Source organism: Sporosarcina luteola (genome assembly GCF_023715585.1).
In the GTDB taxonomy this organism is placed as follows: Bacteria; Bacillota; Bacilli; order Bacillales_A; family Planococcaceae; genus Sporosarcina; species Sporosarcina luteola_D.
Genome location: NZ_JAMBOK010000001.1, coordinates 1398095 through 1420181, shown reverse-complemented (window position 1 = coordinate 1420181; position 22087 = coordinate 1398095). Strand labels below are relative to the sequence as shown.

The window sequence follows — 22087 nt, the reverse complement described above, 5'->3', positions numbered from 1 at the left end:
GAAATTGAGCCCAGTCAGGCAAGGATACACTATCTTACAAAAGGGTAAGGTAGTATTGAGTGCCCAGATTCGCTAACTGGGATGCTTTCCGGGTTCATACGTGCTATAATACTTGTGGTTAACTAAATTATTGTTATTTACGGGGAGGAAGGACATGTTATTCCTTGCAATGGCTGCTGCATTCATAGCTTCCATCATACTGACTCCGCTCGTCATAAAATTCGCTTTCCGTATCGGGGCGGTTGATCGTCCAAATTATCGCAAGGTGCATGCTTCTGTCATGCCGCGTATTGGAGGAATAGCAATTTTCGGTGCATTCGTCATCGGGTATCTCTTATTGACTCCCTCAGATGAGCATGCGATCGGAATTCTTGTAGGGGCTCTCATCATCATCATTACAGGCTTCCTCGATGATATGCTTGAAATCTCCGCCAAGGCGAAGCTGTTCGGCCAGTTGGCTGCTGCGATCGTCGTTGTGACATGGGGCGGTTTACAAATTGAATTCATTAACTTGCCATTTTTCGGCCCGTTTGACTTTGGCTACTTAAGTATCCCGATTACGATTCTTTGGATCATCGGCATTACGAACGCTATCAATCTCATCGACGGATTGGATGGACTGGCGGCGGGCGTATCCACAATCGCGCTCATTTCCATCACAGTCATGGCAGTGATCATGGGGGACGTGTTCGTTGTAGCGACAGCTGCCATATTGGCCGCGAGCACACTCGGCTTTTTGTTCTATAATTTCCATCCTGCCAAGATTTTCATGGGGGATACAGGGGCACTGTTCCTTGGATATATGATCTCCGTATTGGCGTTGCTAGGATTTAAGAACGTCGCGATGATTTCACTAGTCATCCCGATCATCATACTTGGCGTTCCGATTTCCGATACATTCTTCGCGATCATCCGCCGGATTCGGATGAAGCAGCCGATTTCAGCACCGGATAAATCGCACTTGCATCACTGCTTGCTGCGAGCGGGTTTCTCTCACCGGCAGAGTGTCCTAATCATCTATGGATTGGCTATCCTTTTCGGTGTAGCAGCAGTACTCTTCTCGCAAGCGACTGTATGGGGCGCCATCGTCCTGATCGTCGTCATGCTCATTGCTATTGAGCTGTTCGTCGAAATCATCGGTCTCGCGGGAACAAATTACCGGCCATTATTGAACTTAGTCCGTATGATCGGAAAATAAATGAATGCAATGCAATAGAGGTGATATGCGGAATTCGCATATCACCTTTTTTTATTGGGAAAATACATCGATCACTTGCCGCAGGTTATCGATCACTTCCGGGCAGTTATCGGTCACTTCCGGGTAGTTATCGATCATTTCCCAAGAGTTATCGTCATTTCAGGACCTTTGGCTCACCGTAACTCCCTTCTCTCCACGAATAAAAAAACATCCCGCTGAAAGGGATTCAGCCGGGATGGGAAGTTCATTCATCTATTCAACTTAATAATCATCGCTTTTCTCGGCAGTTTGGTCCGCCGTTCCGATTACATGCGAATTTCCGCTATCGGTTAATGAAGAGGAATCCGGTATCAAGCCCAAATGAGCTTTCAGCAGCTGCCTCACATTCTCCAAATCACTGTCTTCCAACTTATAATAATAGGCGCCTGTCGACCAATCGTCATAGCCTTGCAGATTGATCGTGTCGATTTGCGGCATACCGCCTTTTGCATATTCCCAGAAGGAAGTCATTTCTTTGAACGTCATGTCGGTTTTCATATTGTCTCCGACCGCTTCGATGACATCGCCGTATTTCGATATGGATTTCACAGATACCATTTCTTTGATGACCGCCTGCAAGATCATCTGCTGCCGTTTTCCGCGCTCGAGATCACTGTCGAGCTTACGTGTCCGCGCTAGTGCGAGTGCATGTCTGCCGTCAAGCTCATGCCGCCCTTTAATTAATTGAATGGTGTTTTTGTCGTTTTCATCTTTTTCAAGTCTGTTATACGGGACGTCGACTGTAATGCCGCCGAGTGCATCAACGACTTCGATGAAAGCATTGAAGTTCATCTTCACATAGTAATCGATCGGGATATCAAGCATTTCTTCAACCGATTCGATTGCCGCATGCGTTCCACCGAAAGCATGGGCATGGGTAATTTTATCCTTATACCCGACTTTCGGGATGTAGACGTATGAATCGCGCGGTATGCTCAAAAGCTTTACAGATTTCTCTTGGGGATTGAAGGTAGCGACGAGAAGCGCATCTGAACGGCTATTGCCGTCCCCTTGCATACGTGCCTCACTATCATCCACACCAATTAATAGAAGGGAAACATTGTCCTTCGCAGGCTCTACTCTTGCCTCGCCCCTTAAGTCGGATTTCTGCGTGGCAGGGACCGCTTCAAACGCTCTATCAACTGCCTGTTCCGCTTGGTTGCGCAATGAAAGGCCGTAAGCTGCAATTGCAAGCAAAGCAGTCAGCGAAACTAATAGCCCGATCTTAATAGCGAGCCTCGCTTTCGAGGTCTTCTTTTTCATTTTTCTATAGTCTTTTCTATTCATAGCTTGCATAGGCCTCCACCATCGGCTAAGGATTCTTCCCAAGCAGATTTAATGTTCCATGAAAAAACGGAAAGTTGACGTATCATAGATGGAATCCGCAGAATACATAATGAATCGTCAACTTTCACTATTATACTATTAATTTCCTTTGTCGTATACTGTTATTACGAATCGAATTCGAGGAAAGATGTCGAGACTTCCGAAATTTTTGCTTGCCCATTCGTCAATTCTGTCATCCAACTGATAAATGCATCGGTTTCAGCGATTGGAACATGAAGGAGCAAGCTGACGTCCTCCTCGTAGAGGATCTCTTCGAGTGGATAAGGCGACTGCCTCGCTTCATTCTCAACTTTGCCGAGCCATGTATAGTCTATGGATACTTTCATGAGTCTGTGAAGCTTGCGCTCGACGACGCCTGTCGCGGCAATCCCCTCAGTAGTTGCGCGGCCATATGCACGGATGAGGCCGCCGCCCCCCAATTTGATGCCGCCGAAGTAACGTGTGACGACAACTGCGGTATCTTTCAACCCTTGCTTCTTCAGAACTTCAAGCATGGGGAATCCTGCCGTTCCGGACGGTTCTCCATCGTCATTCGCTTTCTGTATCTGATCATGCTCACCGATAATATAGGCAGAGCAGTTATGTGTCGCAGTATGATGCATCTTTTTGATCTCTTGAATGAAGTCCAGCGCTTCATCCTCGGTCTCCACACGCTTGACGTATGTGAGGAATCTGGACTTTTGGATGACGATCTCACTTTCGCCGGACAATTTGACCGTTTTGTAATCTGCTCGCATTTGCAGTGCTCCTCTCACTTGTAATACAATCTTAATACGCAAAAAGTTTTATGATGATATAATAATAAAGTGTATAAGGAATTAAGGAATACTGCAACAGTGCCTACGTTTCGATGTAAGCTTCCAGAAGGGAGGGGTAGAGATGGCAGAAAATATGGTGGATATCCACAATTTGGAAAAGATATTCGATAACATGGTTAATGTAATGGATCAATCTAAAAATGATATTTTCACTATAAGCGAACAAAGCCGTCAAACCTTCCAGGAGATGCAAACTGAACTTGTTCTTATTAAAGAAGATATTTCCCGGGTAATCACAGAAGGGGATTATTTAGAGGATATGACCCGCCAATCTCGAAGGCGGCTGGCAGATGTTTCCAAAAACTTCATGAATTATACCGAGGAAGAAGTGCGTCAAGCCTATGAAGTCGCTAATGATTTACTCGTCAGGCTGTCGATCAACCGAATGGAAGAAAAGCAGTTGCGCGTTCGGAGGGACGAGCTGGACCGTCGCATTGTGGCCCTTTTGGAGACGATTGAAAAGGCGGATCATCTAGTCAATCAAGTGACGACGGTCATTACATATTTGACATCCGATTTGAAAAAGGTCGGTGAAGTGCTGGAAACAGCCCGACAGAAACAGGAGTTCGCCATTCAAATCATTCAAGCGCAGGAAGAGGAACGCAAAAGGCTGTCACGAGATATCCATGACGGACCTGCTCAGATGCTTGCCAATGTTCTGCTTAGATCAGGGCTCATTGAAAAGACCTATTCCGAAAAAGGCCCGAATGCTGCGCTATCCGAACTGAACCAACTGAAGGAAATGGTCAGGAATGCCCTTCTTGAAGTAAGACGCATCATCTATGATCTCCGTCCGATGGCGTTGGACGACCTTGGATTGATTCCGACACTGCGGAAATATTCTTCAACGGTCATGGAATATGAAAAAGGAATCACAATCCATTTCATGAATAATGGAACGGAGAAAAGATTCGAATCCAGCATCGAAGTCGCGATATTCCGTCTCGTACAGGAATGTATTTCAAATGCACTTAAACATGGTAATGCAAGAGATGTTTGGGTGAAAGTCGAATGGCTTCGTGATACAATGAATATTGTCGTGAAGGATAATGGCAAGGGGTTCGACCCGAGTCAAACTAAAGATAAATCATTTGGCATTATAGGGATGCGGGAGCGCGTCGAACTGCTGAAAGGCGAGATGAAAATCATGTCGGCAATTGGCAATGGAACCACTGTGTTATTCCGTATTCCGTTACATGAAAATATAATTGAATAGGGTATTGGGAGGGAAATGACCATGACGAAAATTTTAATTGTAGATGATCATCAGCTATTCCGTGAAGGAGTCAAGCGGATCCTTGACTTTGAAAACTCGTTCGAAGTAGTGGGAGAAGGGGACGATGGCAGTGAAGTGGTTGAATTATACCGCCGCTTTGAGCCGGATGTCGTCTTGATGGATATTAATATGCCAGGCATGAATGGAGTAGAAGCAACGGAACTCCTGAAAAATGAATTTCCTGATGCGAAAGTCATCATGCTTTCCATCCATGATGACGAATCATATGTTTCGCATGCATTGAAATCGGGTGCACTCGGTTATATGCTGAAAGAAATGGACGCAGACGCGATTGTACAAGCAATCAAGGTCGTTGCTGCAGGCGGATCTTATTTGCATCCGAAAGTGACGCATAATCTTGTGTCGGAATTCCGCCGTCTCAGCGAACGCGAGCATAAAGGATCATTCCAACAAAATGACATCCGCCGTCCGCTTCATCTATTGACGAAGCGCGAATGCGAAGTTTTGCAGTTATTGACAGATGGACAAAGCAATCGGACAATCGGGGAAACGCTTTTCATTTCCGAGAAGACGGTTAAAAACCATGTTTCGAGCATCTTGCAGAAAATGGGTGTCAACGACCGTACACAAGCTGTTGTAACAGCAATCAAAAACGGATGGGTCGAAGTAAAGTGATGATATACTAAAAGGGACCTCCTACTGGGATGGTCCCTTTTACCGTACAGGAGGAATAATGATGAAAAAAATTCTTGTTCTTGCAATGCTCATCTTCATGCTCGTCCTTGGGGCATGTTCTAAAAAGGAAGACGCAACAAATCAAGGTTCAGTGAATGACGGGGAAGCGCCGAGCGAATTCGGGTCGATCGATCACGGCGTGGATGAGAATAAAGTAGGCTTCAACTTATCGGGCGGTACAATTGAAGAGGCGGCAAACGTGCCGGCAGAAGAGAAAGAGCTGATCATCCAATCGTTCGACACATATATCCATGCGTTCAACAATCAGGACATCGATGAATATATGGGAACGCTGTCCGAGAAGCCTAAAAGCTTCGACTTAGATGAAGAGCGCGCGTATATTGAAAGCGTCTTTGAGCAATACGAACTATCCCGCGAAGCAAAAGACATTACAATCGTAAAATTTGATGAAGAAACGGGTGAAGCCCAAGTGTTCGCAAACTTGGTGACGAACATGAAACAGAAGTCCACAGGCTTGGAGACAAGCCGTGAGGGAAGGCAAGTGACTGTCTTTACGAAAGAGGGCGCAGATTGGAAAGTCAATTCCGTTTATTATATGGAAGAACAGAAATAACGTTTAGTAACAATCGAATATCCACAAACTGAAACTGTCCAGGTGCATAACTGGGCAGTTTTTATTATTGAGGATGCAAAAATTACCTTCGCAAACCATATTGCTTTCCAGAAATGAAAAAGGTATAATGGGAACAAATGTTCCTTTTGAAGGGAGGAAACCGTAATGCCTTTAATTCCGGCGAAGGCATTGCCTCATTTTGAAAACATGATCTACTTGCCGATGGTCTTGATCGTACTGGAGCGAGATCGGGAGCTATTTGAAAAAGGCCCGTTCAAGTTGAAGGGGCCTTACTTAAAGATTATCGACAATACGGTGAAGCAAGTCCAAAGCGAGCTGCAGGAAACGACATTCTATTTGCGGCGCAATAATATGAAAGTAATCCGAAAAACGAGGGATAGTATGTTTACGGAATACATTTTCATCAATGGCGGCTATGAAGACCACCGCCGCTACTTGAATGTCCGGCTCCGCAACCGGACGGAAGAGTTACTGGAGCTGTATTTTACACGCTTGGGTAACTCTTTGACGAACCTTTAGGCGGGAACTGTAAAGAACCGTGGAAGTTCTTTTGCCTTTTCAAGAAATCCCTTTCAAGCAATTTAGCCAGCGTATATTGCCGGTTCATCGTCAAAACCGAAATATCCAACTTGTATTTCTGCCCATTCTCCAATGTAACGGAAGTTCCAAGCCCGTCCGCATCAAAAAAATCAATTGCATGGTAGGAGATCCACACATTCTGATCTGAATAAGGAGATAATGTCGGAATGAAAATGAATGGAATGCCAAAAGAGTTTGCCAGCAAAAAAGGCGCTTTCTGCTTATTATCTCCGAATAATCGCTTGGACGTATTCATGGCAGTTGTATAACTGGATCCATAGAAAGTGCAGGATCCGGTTATAATATGTATCGGTTTCTTTGGAACAATCAATGTCCTTTCCCGTTCAATGACCCTCGTGAAAACCTTATTGCCATCTATCTTCGGTTGTAACATGAGGGTATCAAACGATAGGTGATACCGTGGTTCGAATTCATTCATACTATTTTCCCCCAATCCTAATATTTCCATCCCTTACTAGTATTATAGGGTAAGTAATTAGAAAAACAAGTCTTTTATATGAATAATTTGAACTATGTGAAAAGAAGTGCAAATTTACTGTGGTCATATAGAAAATCCCCCGTCATGAACGGGGGATAAACGGCTTATTCAGCTTGATAACCTAATGCGGCAGCACCGAGCGTTTTCGCGGCAAGCAGCATCGCCTGTTCCTCAAAATCAAATTTCGGATGATGATGAGGATAGGTGTCAGCCGGCTGAGCGCCTGTGAAGAAAAAAGTGCCAGGCACTTTTTCCAAATAGTATGCGAAGTCTTCGCCGCCCATTTGCGGCTTTCCTTCCACGACATGTTCGACGCCGGGAACTGATTCAGCAATGCATTTCAAAAACTCGGTTTCTACTGTATGGTTCACGACGGCAGGATAACCGCGGAAATAGTCGAACCGGATTTCACAATCATTGGCAAGTGCAGTGCCTTCCACGACCCGGGCTATTTCCCGTTCCATCATGTCGCGGATATCGGGATTGAACGTACGCACCGTGCCGCCAAGCTTTGCGGAATCGGCGATGACATTGAACGCGTTGTCCGCAACGAATGAACCGACGGACAAAACGGCAGATTCAATCGGGTCGACGCGGCGGGATACGAGCTGCTGCAAATTCATGACGAGCTGGGCACCGATAACGATGGCATCCTTCGTCTGATGCGGCGCCGCTCCATGGCCTCCTGCCCCTTGAATCGTAATTTCAAATCGGTCGGCAGCCGCCATGACCGGTCCTGTTGAATATTCGATAGTTTTGTAGGGGATGAGAGACCAGAGATGTGTGCCGAAAATCACGTCGACACCGTCCAGGCAACCGTCTTCGATCATTGAGATGGCTCCGCCCGGCGCAAATTCCTCGGCATGTTGGTGGATGAAGACATATTCCCCCGCGAGATCTTCCCGCAGCTCATGGATCGCCTTCGCCAATTGCAGCAATGCCGCTGTATGGCCGTCATGTCCGCAAGCGTGCATGACGCCTGGAACTGTCGATTTATAAGGGACGTCTTTTTCATCCTGGATCGGCAATGCGTCAAAATCTGCACGCAACGCGACCGTCTTGCCGGGACGCGCTCCTTTGATACGTGCAACTACGCCATTGCCCCCGACGCCTGTACGGACATCGACGCCGAGATCTGCATAGAAGCCATGGATGTATTGCGCGGTCTTTTCCTCTTGAAAAGATAATTCCGGGTGCATATGCAAATGTCTTCGGATGACGACCATTTCTTCGTAAGCGCAATCCAACTTCTCGAACAGTTGCTTATTCATTCCAACTACCCCTCTCAAAACGCATTAGTTATATTCGCAATTATAACAATACGTTTTGAGTGAAGCAATCCGGTCAGGCATCATTCGTCTTCTTCAATTTTCGCAGTATACGTCGTAATATAAGATGCACTTGAGAAAATATGCGTTGTATTGCCGGCGAATTCCTTCATGTCTGTCGATTGATGCGACTCCTTGAACGCCGGTGAATGTTTCCAACGGTCGAAGTCTGACGCATCCTCCCATTCGGTCATGACGATGTAGGTGTCCGAATCGAGCGGTCGGAGAAGACGGAAAGCGATGAACCCTTGCTGGCTTTCAATCTTACCGCCACCGCCGGAAAAGCGGTGTTCAAAGATTGGACGCCCTTCATCCGTGACGGGGATGTTATTGAAAACGAAGTAGCCCTCATCCATCAATTGGCCGAAAGAACTTACCACCTCATACCGTCTTGGGGTCTGGAAGACCGACTTTCCGTCCGTTTCATGCAAGAGAAGCGACTGGCCTCCGCCATGCATGAGGACCATCCCTTTATCTGAATGGCGCTCCTGAAGCTTCTCCATAAAATCCCTTGTTCCGGTAGTCAAATACATATACATTCCCTAAACCTCCTTTAGAAACTTACTTACTGCCTTCATTTCAGATCGGACCGATTGTCGACAGTCCGAAAGAGTAGATACTCTTCATATTTTCCCTGTTCGAGACAATTAAAACAAACATTGTCGAATTGGTGGCGGCGGGCAGGAAATATGAGCACAATTTGATGACAATTTGGCTCAAACACTATACATTCCAAGGGGAAACGTCTATATTTGAAGACGAATAAGCGAACTTCGATAATTATTATAAAGAAAGTGGGAATCGATTTATGACAACATTTAACGATACACTGCTTCGTGCTGCAAGAGGAGAAAAAATCGACCATACACCGGTTTGGTTCATGAGGCAAGCGGGCCGTTCTCAGCCTGAATACCGCAAGATCAAAGAGAAATATTCATTAGAAGAGATCACTCATCAGCCGGAGCTTTGCGCGTATGTGACAAAGCTGCCTGTCGACCAATACAATGTCGACGCTGCGATTTTATATAAGGATATCGTGACGCCACTTCCGGGAATCGGGGTGGATGTAAAAATAAAAGCGGGTGTAGGCCCTGTCATTTCAAATCCGATCCGCTCGGTGCAGGACGTCCATAATCTCGGGGAGCTTTCACCGGAGGACGATATTCCATTCGTCATCGACACGATCAAGATCTTGAAAGAACAATTGAATGTGCCATTGATCGGCTTTGCCGGAGCGCCATTCACACTGGCGAGCTACATGATTGAGGGCGGTCCGTCGAAAAGCTATAACTTGACGAAATCGTTCATGGTTTCCGAGCCTGAAGCTTGGTTTGCGCTCATGGATAAGTTGGGCGATACGATCATCACATCGATCAAAGCACAAGTGGCAGCGGGAGCAGCCGCGATCCAAGTGTTCGATTCATGGGTCGGCGCATTGAATGTCTCCGATTATAGAGTCTTCATTAAGCCAGTCATGACACGCATCTTTAATGAACTTCGCGAATTGAATGTGCCATTGATCACGTTCGGCGTCGGAGCGAGCCATTTGGCGAACGAATGGCATGACCTTCCAGTCGACGTCGTCGGCTTGGACTGGCGTTTATCAGTCAAGGAAGCCGGGGAAAGAGGATTGACGAAGACATTGCAAGGAAACTTGGATCCTGCATTGCTTCTAGCAGATTGGGACATCATCGAAGAGCGTGCGAAAGTCATCGTTGAACAAGGCGTCGAGCACGGCAGCCACATTTTCAACTTAGGACACGGCGTCTTCCCTGAAGTCCAGCCGGCAACATTGAAACGATTGACAGAATTCGTTCACGAATACAGCGCGCAGCTCCGCAAATAAATTGCGTAGAAAACGAAAAATGAGGTGCAACTGATGACAAAAAGGAAAATGGGACTTTTAGTCATGGCGTACGGAACGCCATATAAGGAAGAGGATATCTTACCGTACTACACGCATATCCGGCGCGGCCGTCCGCCTGCACCGGAACAACTGGAAGATCTGAAGGCACGTTATCAAGCGATCGGCGGAATTTCCCCGCTCGCGAAAATTACGGAAAACCAGGCGAATACACTTGGCGACCGTTTGAATGCGATGCAGGATGAAATCGAATTCAACGTCTATGTTGGCTTGAAGCATATTACGCCATTTGTCGAAGAAGCGGTTGAACAGATGGAAGCTGACGGAATTAAAGAAGCGGTGTCAATCGTATTGGCACCTCATTATTCTTCATTCTCCGTGAAATCATATAATGAACGCGCTAAGGAAGAAGCCGAAAAGCACGGCATTTCCATGACGTCGGTCGAAAGCTGGTACAAGCAGCCGAAGTTCATCGAATACTGGGCGGATAAGATTCGCAGCACGTATGCAGGTATGAGTGATGCAGAACGTGAAAAAGCGTGCCTCGTCGTTTCGGCGCACTCCTTGCCTGAAAAGATCAAGCAATTCGGAGATCCGTATCCGGAACAATTGGATGAGACAGCGAAACTGATTGCGGAAGCGGCGGAAGTCGAACAGTACGCAGTCGGCTGGCAAAGTGAAGGGCAGACGGGAGAGCCATGGCTCGGACCTGATGTCCAGGACTTGACGCGCGATTTGCATGAGCAGAAAGGCTATGAGGCATTCGTCTATACACCGGTAGGCTTCGTATCGGACCATTTGGAAGTGCTTTATGACAATGACCATGAGTGTAAAGTCGTTTGCGACGAAATCGGTGCATCCTATTACCGTCCCGCAATGCCGAATACGGACCCGCTATTCATTACCGCAATGGCGGATGCGGTTCTTGAGCAATTGAAGGAAGCCTGAGGGCAGCTAGGAAGTGATGACATGAGTGGACAAAAGAAAAGAGTCGTCATCGTCGGTGGAGGGATCACCGGGCTTTCCGCAGCATTTTATCTGCAAAAAGTGGCCCGTGAGCAAAACTTGCCGATCGAAGTGACACTGATCGAAGCGACGAACCGGCTGGGTGGAAAAATCCAAACGGTCCGCCGTGACGGCTTTGTCATCGAACGGGGGCCGGACAGCTTCCTCATCCGAAAGAAAAGCATGGACACATTCGCGAAGGATGTCGGCATAGGCGACGATCTTGTGCGCAATGCGACGGGGCAGGCGTATATCCTCGTGAACGGCCGGCTGCAGCCGATTCCGGGCGGCTCCGTCATGGGCATCCCGACGAAGGTCGGCCCATTCCTGAAATCAGACCTGTTTTCATGGGCGGGAAAATTGAGGGCGGCAGGGGATTTCGTCTTGCCGCGTTCAGGGGCGGAAGGGGACCAGTCACTCGGCCACTTCTTCCGTCGCCGATTCGGACCGGAAATCGTTGAAAACCTCATCGAGCCGCTGTTATCGGGAGTGTATGCAGGCGATATCGACCATATGAGCCTGCAATCGACGTTTCCGCAGTTTTATGAAGTAGAAAAGAAACACCGCAGTCTTATCCTCGGCATGAAGAAGACGACGCCGAAGCAAGTGCCGCAGAAAGACGGACATGGCGCTTCCCAAAAAGGGGCGTTCCATTCGCTTCGGAACGGGCTTGAATCGATCGTCGAGGCGGCAGAACAGCGGTTGGAACCCGGCACGGTACAAAAAGGGATCCGCATCGAAAGTATTTCGAAGCAGGGGGATCAAAACGTACTCAAGCTGAATACCGGTGAAACGATTGTGGCCAATTCCGTCATCTTGACGACCGGCCATATGGCGGCAAGCCAACTGTTCGCCCCGCACGGACTCCTGCAAGGATTGAAGGAAATCCATACGACATCCGTCGCGACTGTTGCACTTGCATTTCCAGAGGAACATGTCGTCCAAGATATGGAAGGGACGGGTTTCCTCGTCTCCCGAAGCAGCGATTACTCCATTACGGCATGCACATGGGTCTCCCGGAAATGGCCGACGTCGACGCCGGAAGGAAAAGTTTTGCTGCGTGCTTTCGTCGGGCGGGTAGGGGAAGACGCGATCGTCGATTTGCCGGATGACGAAATCGAACGGATCGTCCTCGAAGACCTCGGGAAGATCATTCCGATCAAAGGCAAGCCGGACTTCACGGTCATTACGCGCTTCAAGGATGACCGGCCGCAATACCGGGTCGGGCATCGCGAGCGTATAGACGCCGCCCGTGCAGAACTGAAACATGCGTTTCCGAACGTCAAACTGGCAGGCGCCTCTTATGACGGTGTCGGATTGCCGGACTGCATCGATCAAGGCAAAGCGGCCGTCGAAGAAGTCATTGCTGATTTGATTAAGAAATAAAATCTAGAGTCCGCCCTGCGCGGACTTTTTCAATTGGAAGGAAGTATATATGAAAAAACTGTTACTACTACTTAGCACAGCCATCCTATTATCTGCTTGTTCCATCGGAAATGAGTGGGACAATCCAATGCCGGAAGAAGGGTTTCTCATTATCGGGCATCGCGGCGCATCTGCGTACGAGCCGGAAAATACGTTGCCTTCCTTCGAGCTCGCGGAAGATCTCAATGCGGATTATGTCGAGCTTGACGTCCATTTGACGAAGGATGGGGAATTGATCGTCATGCATGACGATGACGTGAAACGTACGACAGAAGCGGCCGGGAAGATAAAGGACTTTACATTGGCCGAATTGAAACAGCTGACCGCGGATGAGAAGAAAGGCAAGAAAATCGCCGCCAGCGGCAGAGACGAAGAAGAGTATGAAGTCCCTACATTGCGGGAAGTGGTTGAACAGATGAAAGGAGACCTCCGCTTTGTTATCGAGTTGAAAGATACAGAACAATACCCCGGCATCGAGGAGGAATTGGTCAGACTCATGGAAGAGCAGGAGTTGATCGGTCACGACGCCAAAGGGTATCCGAAAGCGGTCATCCTTTCTTTCGACAAGAAGGCGTTGAAGCAAGTGCATAAGATCGACCCTGAGATTCCGCTGATTCAACTGGTCTCTTTCGACGAAGGGGAGGAAGCGGCACTAACGAAGAAGGAATTGAAGGATATTCTCTCGTACGCTTCAGGCGTCAACGTGAGCTACGAAGCATTGACGCCTCCTTTCGTCAACTCAATGCACGACGAGGGTCTCGCGGTTTATGCTTACACGGTGAATGACGCCGAAGCCGCCTTGCGCTTGAAAGCGATGGGCGTCAACGGCATCGCTACGGACGAACCTGATCTTTTGGACGAAGAAAACAACCGGTGAGTGATCATAAAACCCGGTGAGTGATTATAACAGCCGTTTCATACAAAGAGGACTGCTACGGGAAGACGATTAATCGACTTTCCGGGCAGTCCTTTTCTGTATTAGATGATGTTGCACTCATCGCATTTATTGCTGTAGCATTCATGCTGTTCCTCAATCTCTTTTCCGCATTCGGCACAGGTTTTCGCAGGCAGGTTCTTGAAAAACTCAATGACATTCTCTAGCATCGGTGTTCCCTCCTGTCTATTTGTACTAATACTAATTAGGTAATTGGGCAGGTGTAGTATAACAGCATAGGTAAAAAAATTAGACGATATTGCACTCGTTACATTTATTACTGTAGCATTCATGCTGTTCTTCGATTTTCTCTCCACAAACGTCACAGGCTTTGGCAGGCAGGTTTCTGAAAAATTCTACGATACTCTCGACCATTTCATCTTCCTCCTCTTGTTCTATAACTAAATTTGTTAGAATGATTGTATTATAACAGTAGATCAAATGTCAACACTTTTCTGTTCATTTCGGATAAAATAGAAGTGAATTCATTTACATAGGGAGCGATTATTGTGTATTTCGTTGATAATAAAGGCATTACCGATCCGAGGATCAACCTTGCGATCGAAGAGTATGTATTGAAAAATATGGACATCGACAAAGATTCGTTTCTACTGTTCTATATCAACGAACCATCGATCATCATCGGAAAGAATCAGAACACAGTCGAGGAGATCAATACCGAATACGTCGATGCGAACGGCATCCACGTCGTCCGCAGGCTTTCAGGCGGCGGCGCGGTGTATCATGACCTAGGGAACCTCAATTTCAGCTTCATCACGAAAGATGACGGGGAATCGTTCCGCAACTTCAAGAAATTCACCGAGCCGGTCATCAAGGCATTGGCGGAAATGGGCGTAACAGCGGAATTGCTCGGCCGTAATGATATTCTAGTTGAAGGGCGCAAAGTTTCGGGCAATGCCCAATTTGCGACACAAGGGCGCATGTTCACTCACGGGACGTTGATGTTTGATACGGAAATCGAGCGTGTTGTGTCTGCATTGAAAGTAAGGAAGGACAAGATCGAATCGAAAGGGATCAAGTCGATTCGCAGCCGTGTCGCGAACATTTCAGAGTTCATCGAAGAGCCGATGACAATCGAACAATTCCGTATAGAGATTCTGAAATCAATTTTTGGCGGCGAAGAGAACGTACAGTATTGGGAGCTGACCGACGAGGACTGGGACAACATCCGCGCTTTATCCGCAGAGCGTTACGGCAACTGGGACTGGAACTACGGCAAATCCCCGAAATTCAATATGCAGCATTCCCACCGCTTCCCTGTCGGCGGCATCGATGTGCGCCTGCAAGTCGAAAAAGGGAAAATCGATGACGTCAGCATATACGGCGACTTTTTCGGCGTCGGCGACGTGGCGGTTGTTGAAGAAAGTCTGAAGAGCGTTCAATACGATCGTGAATCAATTACGAAAGCACTCGATGCTGTCGACATCCCGACCGTATTGGGCGGAATCACGAAAGAAGAATTCATTAATTTAATCTATTGAGTTGAAAACCGGCGCATAGCCGGTTTTTTCTTTTGCTCTATTATATGCAGGAACGATTGGGGGAGTGTAGTCATTGAAATAGGCTTGGAGATGAATAATTTTTATCCATTTAATGGCCGGACGGTGATAAAGTGGGCGTAAGCGGTGATAAAGTCTGTCTGAACGGTGATAACCCTCTTCCGAGCGGTGATAAACTCCACCTAAGCGGTGATAAATTTGAAAATCGGTGGTAACAGGCGGAGAATCGGTGGTAAAGTTCCTCGAATCGGTGGTAACGCCTAAAGAACCGGTGGTAATGCCTCAAGAATCGGTGGTAAAACAGTGAATCGTTGATAACAAGGTGAGAGTCGGTGATAACCCTTGCTAAGTCGGTGATAACCCATTTCCAACTCACAGCCCGCGCCTCGCGAGCGAGCATTCCAATTTTGCGATATACTAGTTGGAATAGCGAAGGGGGAATTTGCGATGAGGAACCATCGTATCTTCATTGTTGAGGACGATAAGAAAATTGCGAGGCTGTTGGCGGAAACGCTGCGCAAATATCAGTATGACGTAGCGATTGTGGAGGATTTTGATAATGTGGAGGCGGAATGTTCGGCGTTCGATCCGCATCTGATCCTCCTTGATATCAATCTGCCTTCATATGACGGCTATTATTGGTGCCGGCAGCTTCGCCAGACGACGACGTGCCCGATCATTTTCATCTCTGCGCGCTCGGGCGATATGGACCAAGTGTTTGCGCTCGAGAACGGAGGGGATGATTTCATAACGAAACCTTTCCATTATGAGATCGTCCTTGCGAAGATCAGAAGCCATTTGAGAAGGGCGTTCGGGGAATATGCACCGAGCCAAGGGGAGCGCACGGTGAAGCGCGGATCACTCGAACTATTCATTGAACGGATGGAGCTGCATTTGCGCGATGAGGAGATACCGCTTCAGAAGAAGGAGTGTGTCATCCTTGAGCTGTTGATGGAGGCGTCGCCGAAAGTCGTTTCCCGGGAGACGCTGCTCGAAGAATTATGGGATGACCAGTCATTTGTCGATGAAAACACATTGAATGTAAATATGACGCGCGTGCGGAAAAAGCTGACCGATTACGGCGTGCAGTCCGTCATCGAGACAGTTCGCGGATCAGGCTACCGCTTCCTCGTCGCGCCGGAGGAATCATGAGGCAGATTGTTTTATTCCTAAGGGAGCATTTGTCTTGGATCATTTTCGAAGTGATGCTTGTCACATTCATCCTCGTCCTGTATTGGCTGGATGGCTTCCGAGGAATCAATACGGCGATCTACTCGATCATTATGAGCTTGTTGTTGACGGGGGGCTTCCTCATCGGGAAATTCATTACAAAGCGACCGTATTACGAAGCGATCTTGCGTAAACCTGAGAAGATGGAAGATGCGCTCATCCGCAATATACAGACGACGGAACAGCGCCAATCAGCAAAGTTCATGCGCAGTTTGTACGGCTTGTACCAAACGGAAGTGCAGTCGCTTTACGCATCGCAGCACCGTCAGCTACAGTTTGTCAATCAATGGGTGCATCAAATGAAGACGCCGATTTCCGTCATCAACTTGCTGCTGCAGGAAGATGGCGAGCTCGACAAGCGGAGCCTGCGCGAGGAAGTCGATAAAATCCAGCGTGGCCTTGATGTCGTCCTCGTCAACGCGCGGCTTGAAACATTTGAGGAAGACATGCAGATTGAACAGGTCGGCTTGAAGAGCCTAATCCAACAGATTGTGACGGATCATAAGCGGCTGTTCATTACAAATGGCGTCTTTCCGGTCATTTCGATCGACGAGTCGCTCGTCGTCGCGACGGACGGGAAATGGATGAAAATCGTCATCGGGCAGTTCATCACGAATGCAGTGAAATATACGTTTGAAAAAGGGAAGCGCCTTTATTTGTCGGCGGAACAGACCGCGAAAGGCTTTGAGCTGACGATCCGCGATGAAGGAGTCGGCATTCCGGCATCCGACATGAAGCGTGTGACGAAGGCGTTTTTCACAGGCGAGAACGGCAGGCTGACCGGCGAATCGACGGGGATGGGTTTGTATATCGCCGACGAAGTGTGTTCGAAGCTCGGCCATCCATTGACGATTGAATCGGAAGTGGGGCAAGGGACTTCCGTCAAGATTCTGTTTACAAATGGAGAGATAGGTGAAGCGGATGAAGAACTCGATCGTAAAAATGGAGCAAGTGACGAAGATCTATGAAGGGAAAGTGATGCACCGCGCGCTGAATCGCCTTGACTTCGAGGCGGAAGCGGGGGAATTCATCGCTATCATGGGGCCGTCCGGAAGCGGAAAAACGACTTTGCTGAACATCATCTCAACAATCGACATGCCGACATACGGACGGGTCCTGATTGACGGCATCGAGCCCGAAGCGTTGAATGCGAATGAACTTGCGCTGTTCAGACGTCATAATTTTGGCTTCGTTTTCCAGGACATCAATCTGCTTAAAAGTTTGACAGTGGAAGAAAATCTAGTACTGCCGCTCACATTGGACGGGCTGCCAATCATGGAAATGCAAAAACGTGTCGACCGGCTGGCGGGGCAATTGAGTCTGAAAGAGATCCTCAACCGGGGTCCCGATGAACTGTCAGGCGGACAAGCCCAGCGGACCGCTGTCGGACGGGCGTTGATCCATAATCCAAAGCTCATTCTTGCGGACGAACCGACAGGGAATCTCGATTCGAATTCGGCAAAGGAAGTCCTCGAACTGCTCAGCCTTGTCAATGAAACTGAGCGGACGACGATCATCATGGTGACGCATGACCCGATAGCGGCGAGCTATTGCGACCGCGTGCTGTTCATCAAGGACGGCGAATTTTTCAATGAAATCTATAAAGATGAGCGGCGCCAGACGTTTTTCCAACGGATTTTGAATGTGCTCAGTTTACTTGGAGGGAATGTCAATGACTTGCGGATGCTGTAACAGGGACATGCGAATAGGGAGGGGGGCTTAATGACATTTCGCCAATTTGCATTCCGGAATGTCATGCGCAACCGGCGGATTTACGCAGCCTTTTTCATGGCGAGCGTTTTTTCGGTCATGGTGTTTTTCCTTTATTCCATGCTGCTGTTTCATCCGTCGATCGAAGGGAGCGCGCTACAGGACATCGCGGTGCTCGGCATGGGCATCGCTGAAATCATCCTGTACATATTCACGATGTTCTTCCTGTTCTATTCGATGCGGGCGTTCTTGCAGGCGCGGACGAAGGAGTTCGGCATCCTCCTCCATTTAGGGATGGAGAAACGGCAATTGCACCGGCTCATTTTTATTGAAACATTTATTATCGGAGCGGCCTCGATAGGGGTCGGCACCTTTTTAGGATATATGTTTTCGAAATTCTTCTTTATGGTCGTTAAGAGGATCATCATGCTGCCCGCGCTTCCCTTGTATTTATCATGGGAACCGTTCGCTTTGACGGTCGGCGCTTTTTTGAGCCTGTTCATCATCATTTCATGGGTCGCTCCGGTGTCCATACGTACAGACAATCTTGGAGAACTGATTCGTGGAGATGGCGTTGAAATGACGACGCAGGGATTTTCAAAAATCCGCGGGGCGATCGGCCTTGTGCTGCTAGGACTGTCCTATGGCATGGCCGCTTTCACGTCGAACAGCATCGTCGTCGGGCTAATCTTCCTGCTGCCGCCGCTCGCAACGCTTGGTACGTACTTTTTTTTCACGGATTCCTTGCCATTCATCCTTCATCTGTTCAAAGTGCGGAAAGAGTTCTATTGGCGGCATTTCCGCCTGCTCGCGATTTCAGAAGGCGTCATCCGGCTGAAGGAGAATGCCCGGATGTTTTTCATCGTGACGATCGTATCGACGGTCGCCTTCATGTCGGTCGGCATCCTCGCATCGCTCACTTCATTCGCTTCCCAATACCGGGAAATGAACCCGCTCGGCCTTGTGTACGAAAGCTTTCCGGGCAATGAAATGGAGCAGAAGCATATCAATCGGCTCGAGCATGAACTGAGAAAGAATGAAATCGGGTACACTCACGTCCGCTTCCCGGTGCTGAGACAGCGTTCGGCGCTGACGGACTATACAGTCACGATCATCAAACTTGAAAGCGTCAACAGGCTGTCGAGGTCTTTCGGACACCAGTCGTTTGCATTGGAAGAAGGGGAGGCGCTGTTCCTGCCGCCGACCGCTTCCACATTCGAGCAGCTGAACAAGCAATCCGTCAAGACCGTGCTCGAGGAAAGTGGCCTTGCAGTGCGGATCAACGGGGCCTATCCATATGAACTGTTCCCGCCGCATGCGATCGGTACGAATACGATCATTTTGAACGACGCCGACTATGAAAAATTAGCGTTACTCGTAACGCCGACGTCCGTCTATCACGCATTCGACATTCCGGATTGGCAAAAGACGAAGAACATCGGACTGACGATCGAGCATTCCGTGACGGAATCACTTTTGACCGACACGCGCGGGAAACTGCATTTCAACTTCGATAATCCCGGTCTGAACTATTCCGTCATGCGGACGACATTTACATTGCTGCTGTTCATCGGCCTATTGCTTGCAGGCGTATTCCTTTTAGCTGCAGGAAGCTTCATCTACTTCCGGCTCTATACATCGCTCGACAGCGATCGGAAGCAGTTCAACGTGCTCCGGCGCATGGGCATCACCGACAAGGAATTCAAGAAAATCGTCAACCGGCAGCTCATCCCTCAATTTTTCGTCCCATGGGGCGTTGCGCTCGTTCATAGCTCATTTGCGTTCCTGTCGCTGCAAGTCATCTGGGACGCTCTCGCGGAAATCTCCATCGTCCGCGAACTGATGATGGTGCTCGTCGGCTTCACAGCTCTGCAAATCATTTATTTCTACCTCATCCGCTGGCGCTATCTGGCGCACATCCGAACACCGGAGTAGAAGTGGAATGAAAAGCGCATAAATGCCTGGAGAAGTCCATAAGTCGCGATAATCGCGCATAAAACCGTTTAGAAGTCCATAACTGGTGATAAACACGCATAAATCCTACTAGAAACGCATAAACGCACAAATCGACGCATAAAACGGATAATCAATGCCTTCCCTCCACTTACAGGGAAGGCATTTTTCAATCATTTTCCTAAAATAAAAAAAGAGTCTCCACCCAATAGTGATTGCAGTAGTTTTCTAAAAGTATTGTGAACTTTTAATTTTTCTTATATAATAATAGATGGGTTTAATGAATGGTGGTTCATTTCAAACAAAAGGGAGGATGTTCAGTATGAATTTGGTTTCACAAGTTTATGAAACATCGAAGCTGCAACCTGGGAAAACGGCTTATCACTTCATGGGGAAAGACACTTCGTATGCCGAGTTCGACCAGTCCGTGGCCATGTTTGCCTCTGCATTGCAAGACTTGGGAGTCGAAAAGGGCGATCACATCGCATTGTTGTTGGGGAATACACCTCATTTCCTCATATCGCTTTATGCGACGATGCGGATCGGGGCGACAGCGATTCCGGTTAATCCGATTTATTCACCTGATGAAATCTCATACATTCTACATAACAGCGATGCCAAAGCGGTCATCGCGCTCGACCAATTGCTTCCGCTAGTCGAAAAATCCGCGACGCTCTTTCCATCGATCGAGAACTATGTCATCTGTGAAATGAGCGCAGATGTAGGTAAGAGAGTGGCGGCGCTGTCAGATAAAGCAAAAGCGAAAGTCCAGCTGTTTTCCAAACTCATCGCAACAGGACGGCCGGATCTCGCTCCGATTGAAGTTGACGGAAATGAAACCGCTATCATCTTGTATACGTCAGGAACGACGGGCCGTCCGAAAGGCGCGATGCTGACACATGAAAATCTCTACTCGAACGCGAGGGATGTCGGAGACTATTTAGGATTCTCGGAAAACGACCGCGTTGTTGCGACATTGCCCGTTTTCCACGTGTTCGCGCTGACCGTCGTTGTGAACGCGCCGTTATTGAAAGGTGCGACAATCTTGCTCGTACCGCGTTTCAGCCCAGCGGAAGTGTTCGAGACGATCAAAGAGCAGCAGGCGACTATCTTCGCAGGCGTGCCAACGATGTACAATTTCCTTTATCAATACCCGGAAGGCGATCCGGCTGATTTCAACACGATCCGGCTCGCAATATCCGGCGGTGCATCACTGCCCGTCGCGCTGCTCCATAACTTCGAGAATAAATTCAATGTACGGGTCTCAGAGGGGTACGGCCTGTCCGAAGCGTCACCAGTCACATGCTTCAACCCGCTGGACCGCGAACGGGTACCGGGATCGATCGGCACGAATATCGTCAATGTGCAAAATAAAGTCTTCGACGAATATGGCGATGAAGTGCAAGTCGGCGAAGTCGGCGAACTCGTCGTCCAAGGGCCGAACGTCATGAAAGGCTATTACAAAATGCCTGAAGAAACCGCCGCTACAATCCGTGACGGCTGGCTGTACACAGGCGACTTGGCACGGCAGGATGAAGACGGATACTTCTATATCGTCGACCGCAAGAAAGACATGATTATCGTCGGCGGCTACAACGTCTATCCACGCGAAGTCGAAGAGGTGCTATTCACACACGACGACATCGTCGAAGCAGCAGTCATCGGCGTCCCGGACCTTGATTTCGGCGAAGAAGTCCAAGCATTCGTAGTGTTGAAAAAAGGCGCGAAAGCGGACGCTGAAAAGCTGAAGGCATTCTGCGCCAACCGTTTGGCAAAATATAAAGTTCCGAAAACAATCGAGTTTTTGGATGAACTCCCTAAAAATACGACAGGCAAGATTTTGCGTAGGTCGTTGAAAGATCAAGTTAGGCAATAAAATGAGAGGGCCCTTCCACGGTATGTCCGCGGAAGGGCTTTTTGAGCGCGGTATGCGATTCTTGAGTGCGGCATGCGGATGCTTATTCCAACTAAGGCTCAATTAAAAGCACTAGGAGTCAATCCTCTGCCCGCAATCCGTCTACATCGGAAGAAAATCATGAAATTAAAAGGGGAAGCTCCTGCGGGTGTCGAA

22 protein-coding genes are annotated in these 22087 nt (G+C 48.3%); 15 read left to right on the top strand and 7 right to left on the bottom strand.

Features of this window, described 5'->3' with window-relative positions; genetic code table 11:
- Positions 1 to 154: 154 nt before the first annotated feature.
- Positions 155 to 1198 (top strand): glycosyltransferase family 4 protein, encoded by a 1044-nt coding sequence (locus M3193_RS07190; protein WP_251625559.1) that lies wholly within the window; start codon positions 155 to 157, stop codon positions 1196 to 1198.
- A gap of 261 nt (positions 1199 to 1459) precedes the next feature.
- Here M3193_RS07190 and M3193_RS07185 read toward each other — a convergent pair whose 3' ends face one another.
- Together M3193_RS07185 and M3193_RS07180 are read right to left on the bottom strand one after the other, a co-directional pair.
- Positions 1460 to 2524 carry an LCP family protein gene (locus M3193_RS07185; protein WP_251625557.1) on the bottom strand — a complete coding sequence of 355 codons (1065 nt, stop codon included), beginning with the start codon at positions 2522 to 2524 and terminating at the stop codon, positions 1460 to 1462.
- 164 nt (positions 2525 to 2688) lie between these two features.
- Entirely contained in the window at positions 2689 to 3321 is a 633-nt protein-coding gene (locus M3193_RS07180; RefSeq protein ID WP_251625555.1) for a YigZ family protein, read from the bottom strand.
- A 142-nt stretch (positions 3322 to 3463) separates the two neighbouring features.
- Between M3193_RS07180 and M3193_RS07175 the strand changes: the two genes are divergently transcribed.
- The 4 genes from M3193_RS07175 to M3193_RS07160 all read left to right on the top strand — a co-directional run bounded on the left by M3193_RS07175 (position 3464) and on the right by M3193_RS07160 (position 6488).
- Positions 3464 to 4618 carry a sensor histidine kinase gene (locus M3193_RS07175; RefSeq protein WP_251625552.1) on the top strand — a complete coding sequence of 385 codons (1155 nt, stop codon included), beginning with the start codon at positions 3464 to 3466 and terminating at the stop codon, positions 4616 to 4618.
- Between the two features lie 21 nt (positions 4619 to 4639).
- Complete coding sequence (locus M3193_RS07170) at positions 4640 to 5314, top strand: response regulator (protein WP_285851851.1); 675 nt, start codon at positions 4640 to 4642, stop codon at positions 5312 to 5314.
- Between the two features lie 61 nt (positions 5315 to 5375).
- The gene (locus M3193_RS07165) at positions 5376 to 5948 is read left to right on the top strand and encodes a nuclear transport factor 2 family protein (RefSeq protein ID WP_251625548.1); all 573 of its coding nucleotides are present in this window, start codon (positions 5376 to 5378) and stop codon (positions 5946 to 5948) included.
- 165 nt (positions 5949 to 6113) lie between these two features.
- Complete coding sequence (locus tag M3193_RS07160; RefSeq protein ID WP_251625546.1) at positions 6114 to 6488, top strand: hypothetical protein; 375 nt, start codon at positions 6114 to 6116, stop codon at positions 6486 to 6488.
- Here M3193_RS07160 and M3193_RS07155 read toward each other — a convergent pair.
- The 3 genes from M3193_RS07155 to M3193_RS07145 form a co-directional block, all read right to left on the bottom strand.
- Positions 6454 to 6987 (bottom strand): competence protein ComK, encoded by a 534-nt coding sequence (locus tag M3193_RS07155; protein ID WP_251625544.1) that lies wholly within the window; start codon positions 6985 to 6987, stop codon positions 6454 to 6456. The two genes, M3193_RS07160 and M3193_RS07155, sit on opposite strands and share 35 nt — an antisense overlap.
- A 164-nt stretch (positions 6988 to 7151) precedes the next feature.
- Complete coding sequence (locus tag M3193_RS07150) at positions 7152 to 8318, bottom strand: M20 family metallopeptidase (RefSeq protein WP_251625542.1); 1167 nt, start codon at positions 8316 to 8318, stop codon at positions 7152 to 7154.
- 80 nt (positions 8319 to 8398) lie between these two features.
- On the bottom strand, positions 8399 to 8914 hold the full coding sequence (locus M3193_RS07145) for an antibiotic biosynthesis monooxygenase family protein (RefSeq protein WP_251625539.1): 516 nt from the start codon (positions 8912 to 8914) through the stop codon (positions 8399 to 8401).
- Positions 8915 to 9183: 269 nt separating this feature from the next.
- Here M3193_RS07145 and hemE point away from each other — a divergent pair, with 269 nt between their 5' ends.
- The 4 genes from hemE to M3193_RS07125 are packed head-to-tail and all read left to right on the top strand — an operon-like array spanning position 9184 to position 13546.
- Positions 9184 to 10221, top strand: coding sequence for a uroporphyrinogen decarboxylase (gene hemE / locus M3193_RS07140; RefSeq protein WP_251625537.1), 1038 nt, complete (start codon positions 9184 to 9186; stop codon positions 10219 to 10221).
- A gap of 33 nt (positions 10222 to 10254) precedes the next feature.
- The gene (hemH, locus tag M3193_RS07135) at positions 10255 to 11187 is read left to right on the top strand and encodes a ferrochelatase (RefSeq protein WP_251625534.1); all 933 of its coding nucleotides are present in this window, start codon (positions 10255 to 10257) and stop codon (positions 11185 to 11187) included.
- Between the two features lie 21 nt (positions 11188 to 11208).
- On the top strand, positions 11209 to 12630 hold the full coding sequence (gene hemY / locus M3193_RS07130; RefSeq protein ID WP_251625532.1) for a protoporphyrinogen oxidase: 1422 nt from the start codon (positions 11209 to 11211) through the stop codon (positions 12628 to 12630).
- Positions 12631 to 12679: 49 nt separating this feature from the next.
- Positions 12680 to 13546: a glycerophosphodiester phosphodiesterase gene (locus tag M3193_RS07125; protein ID WP_251625530.1), complete on the top strand. Its 867-nt coding sequence runs from the start codon at positions 12680 to 12682 to the stop codon at positions 13544 to 13546.
- A gap of 101 nt (positions 13547 to 13647) precedes the next feature.
- Here M3193_RS07125 and yhfH (M3193_RS07120) read toward each other — a convergent pair whose 3' ends face one another.
- Both yhfH (M3193_RS07120) and yhfH (M3193_RS07115) read right to left on the bottom strand, forming a co-directional pair.
- Positions 13648 to 13773, bottom strand: coding sequence for a protein YhfH (gene yhfH / locus M3193_RS07120; RefSeq protein ID WP_082713641.1), 126 nt, complete (start codon positions 13771 to 13773; stop codon positions 13648 to 13650).
- Between the two features lie 79 nt (positions 13774 to 13852).
- Positions 13853 to 13978, bottom strand: coding sequence for a protein YhfH (gene yhfH / locus M3193_RS07115; protein WP_251625528.1), 126 nt, complete (start codon positions 13976 to 13978; stop codon positions 13853 to 13855).
- 134 nt (positions 13979 to 14112) lie between these two features.
- Between yhfH (M3193_RS07115) and M3193_RS07110 the strand changes: the two genes are divergently transcribed.
- The 6 genes from M3193_RS07110 to M3193_RS07085 all read left to right on the top strand — a co-directional run bounded on the left by M3193_RS07110 (position 14113) and on the right by M3193_RS07085 (position 21892).
- The gene (locus M3193_RS07110; RefSeq protein WP_251625526.1) at positions 14113 to 15105 is read left to right on the top strand and encodes a lipoate--protein ligase; all 993 of its coding nucleotides are present in this window, start codon (positions 14113 to 14115) and stop codon (positions 15103 to 15105) included.
- 465 nt (positions 15106 to 15570) lie between these two features.
- Positions 15571 to 16275, top strand: coding sequence for a response regulator transcription factor (locus M3193_RS07105; protein ID WP_251625524.1), 705 nt, complete (start codon positions 15571 to 15573; stop codon positions 16273 to 16275).
- Positions 16272 to 17321, top strand: coding sequence for a sensor histidine kinase (locus tag M3193_RS07100; protein ID WP_251625523.1), 1050 nt, complete (start codon positions 16272 to 16274; stop codon positions 17319 to 17321). The genes M3193_RS07105 and M3193_RS07100 overlap by 4 nt, the downstream gene beginning before the upstream one ends.
- A complete protein-coding gene (locus M3193_RS07095) occupies positions 17275 to 18045 on the top strand; it encodes an ABC transporter ATP-binding protein (RefSeq protein ID WP_251625521.1) in 771 nt (256 codons plus the stop codon). The genes M3193_RS07100 and M3193_RS07095 overlap by 47 nt, the downstream gene beginning before the upstream one ends.
- Before the next feature lie 30 nt (positions 18046 to 18075).
- Complete coding sequence (locus M3193_RS07090; protein ID WP_251625520.1) at positions 18076 to 19998, top strand: FtsX-like permease family protein; 1923 nt, start codon at positions 18076 to 18078, stop codon at positions 19996 to 19998.
- Positions 19999 to 20338: 340 nt separating this feature from the next.
- Positions 20339 to 21892, top strand: coding sequence for a fatty acid--CoA ligase family protein (locus M3193_RS07085; protein WP_251625519.1), 1554 nt, complete (start codon positions 20339 to 20341; stop codon positions 21890 to 21892).
- Positions 21893 to 22087 lie beyond the last annotated feature (195 nt).

Coding starts and splice junctions, on each gene's coding strand:
- M3193_RS07185 (WP_251625557.1), bottom strand. CDS start 2,524: ATGAATAGAAAAGACTATAGAAAAATGAAAAAGAAGACCTCGAAAGCG.
- M3193_RS07190 (WP_251625559.1), top strand. CDS start 155: ATGTTATTCCTTGCAATGGCTGCTGCATTCATAGCTTCCATCATACTG.
- M3193_RS07100 (WP_251625523.1), top strand. CDS start 16,272: ATGAGGCAGATTGTTTTATTCCTAAGGGAGCATTTGTCTTGGATCATT.
- M3193_RS07170 (WP_285851851.1), top strand. CDS start 4,640: ATGACGAAAATTTTAATTGTAGATGATCATCAGCTATTCCGTGAAGGA.
- M3193_RS07175 (WP_251625552.1), top strand. CDS start 3,464: ATGGCAGAAAATATGGTGGATATCCACAATTTGGAAAAGATATTCGAT.
- hemH (WP_251625534.1), top strand. CDS start 10,255: ATGACAAAAAGGAAAATGGGACTTTTAGTCATGGCGTACGGAACGCCA.
- M3193_RS07180 (WP_251625555.1), bottom strand. CDS start 3,321: ATGCGAGCAGATTACAAAACGGTCAAATTGTCCGGCGAAAGTGAGATC.
- hemE (WP_251625537.1), top strand. CDS start 9,184: ATGACAACATTTAACGATACACTGCTTCGTGCTGCAAGAGGAGAAAAA.
- M3193_RS07150 (WP_251625542.1), bottom strand. CDS start 8,318: ATGAATAAGCAACTGTTCGAGAAGTTGGATTGCGCTTACGAAGAAATG.
- hemY (WP_251625532.1), top strand. CDS start 11,209: ATGAGTGGACAAAAGAAAAGAGTCGTCATCGTCGGTGGAGGGATCACC.
- yhfH (WP_082713641.1), bottom strand. CDS start 13,773: ATGCTAGAGAATGTCATTGAGTTTTTCAAGAACCTGCCTGCGAAAACC.
- yhfH (WP_251625528.1), bottom strand. CDS start 13,978: ATGGTCGAGAGTATCGTAGAATTTTTCAGAAACCTGCCTGCCAAAGCC.
- M3193_RS07090 (WP_251625520.1), top strand. CDS start 18,076: ATGACATTTCGCCAATTTGCATTCCGGAATGTCATGCGCAACCGGCGG.
- M3193_RS07160 (WP_251625546.1), top strand. CDS start 6,114: ATGCCTTTAATTCCGGCGAAGGCATTGCCTCATTTTGAAAACATGATC.
- M3193_RS07125 (WP_251625530.1), top strand. CDS start 12,680: ATGAAAAAACTGTTACTACTACTTAGCACAGCCATCCTATTATCTGCT.
- M3193_RS07165 (WP_251625548.1), top strand. CDS start 5,376: ATGAAAAAAATTCTTGTTCTTGCAATGCTCATCTTCATGCTCGTCCTT.
- M3193_RS07145 (WP_251625539.1), bottom strand. CDS start 8,914: ATGTATATGTATTTGACTACCGGAACAAGGGATTTTATGGAGAAGCTT.
- M3193_RS07155 (WP_251625544.1), bottom strand. CDS start 6,987: ATGAATGAATTCGAACCACGGTATCACCTATCGTTTGATACCCTCATG.
- M3193_RS07085 (WP_251625519.1), top strand. CDS start 20,339: ATGAATTTGGTTTCACAAGTTTATGAAACATCGAAGCTGCAACCTGGG.
- M3193_RS07095 (WP_251625521.1), top strand. CDS start 17,275: ATGAAGAACTCGATCGTAAAAATGGAGCAAGTGACGAAGATCTATGAA.
- M3193_RS07105 (WP_251625524.1), top strand. CDS start 15,571: ATGAGGAACCATCGTATCTTCATTGTTGAGGACGATAAGAAAATTGCG.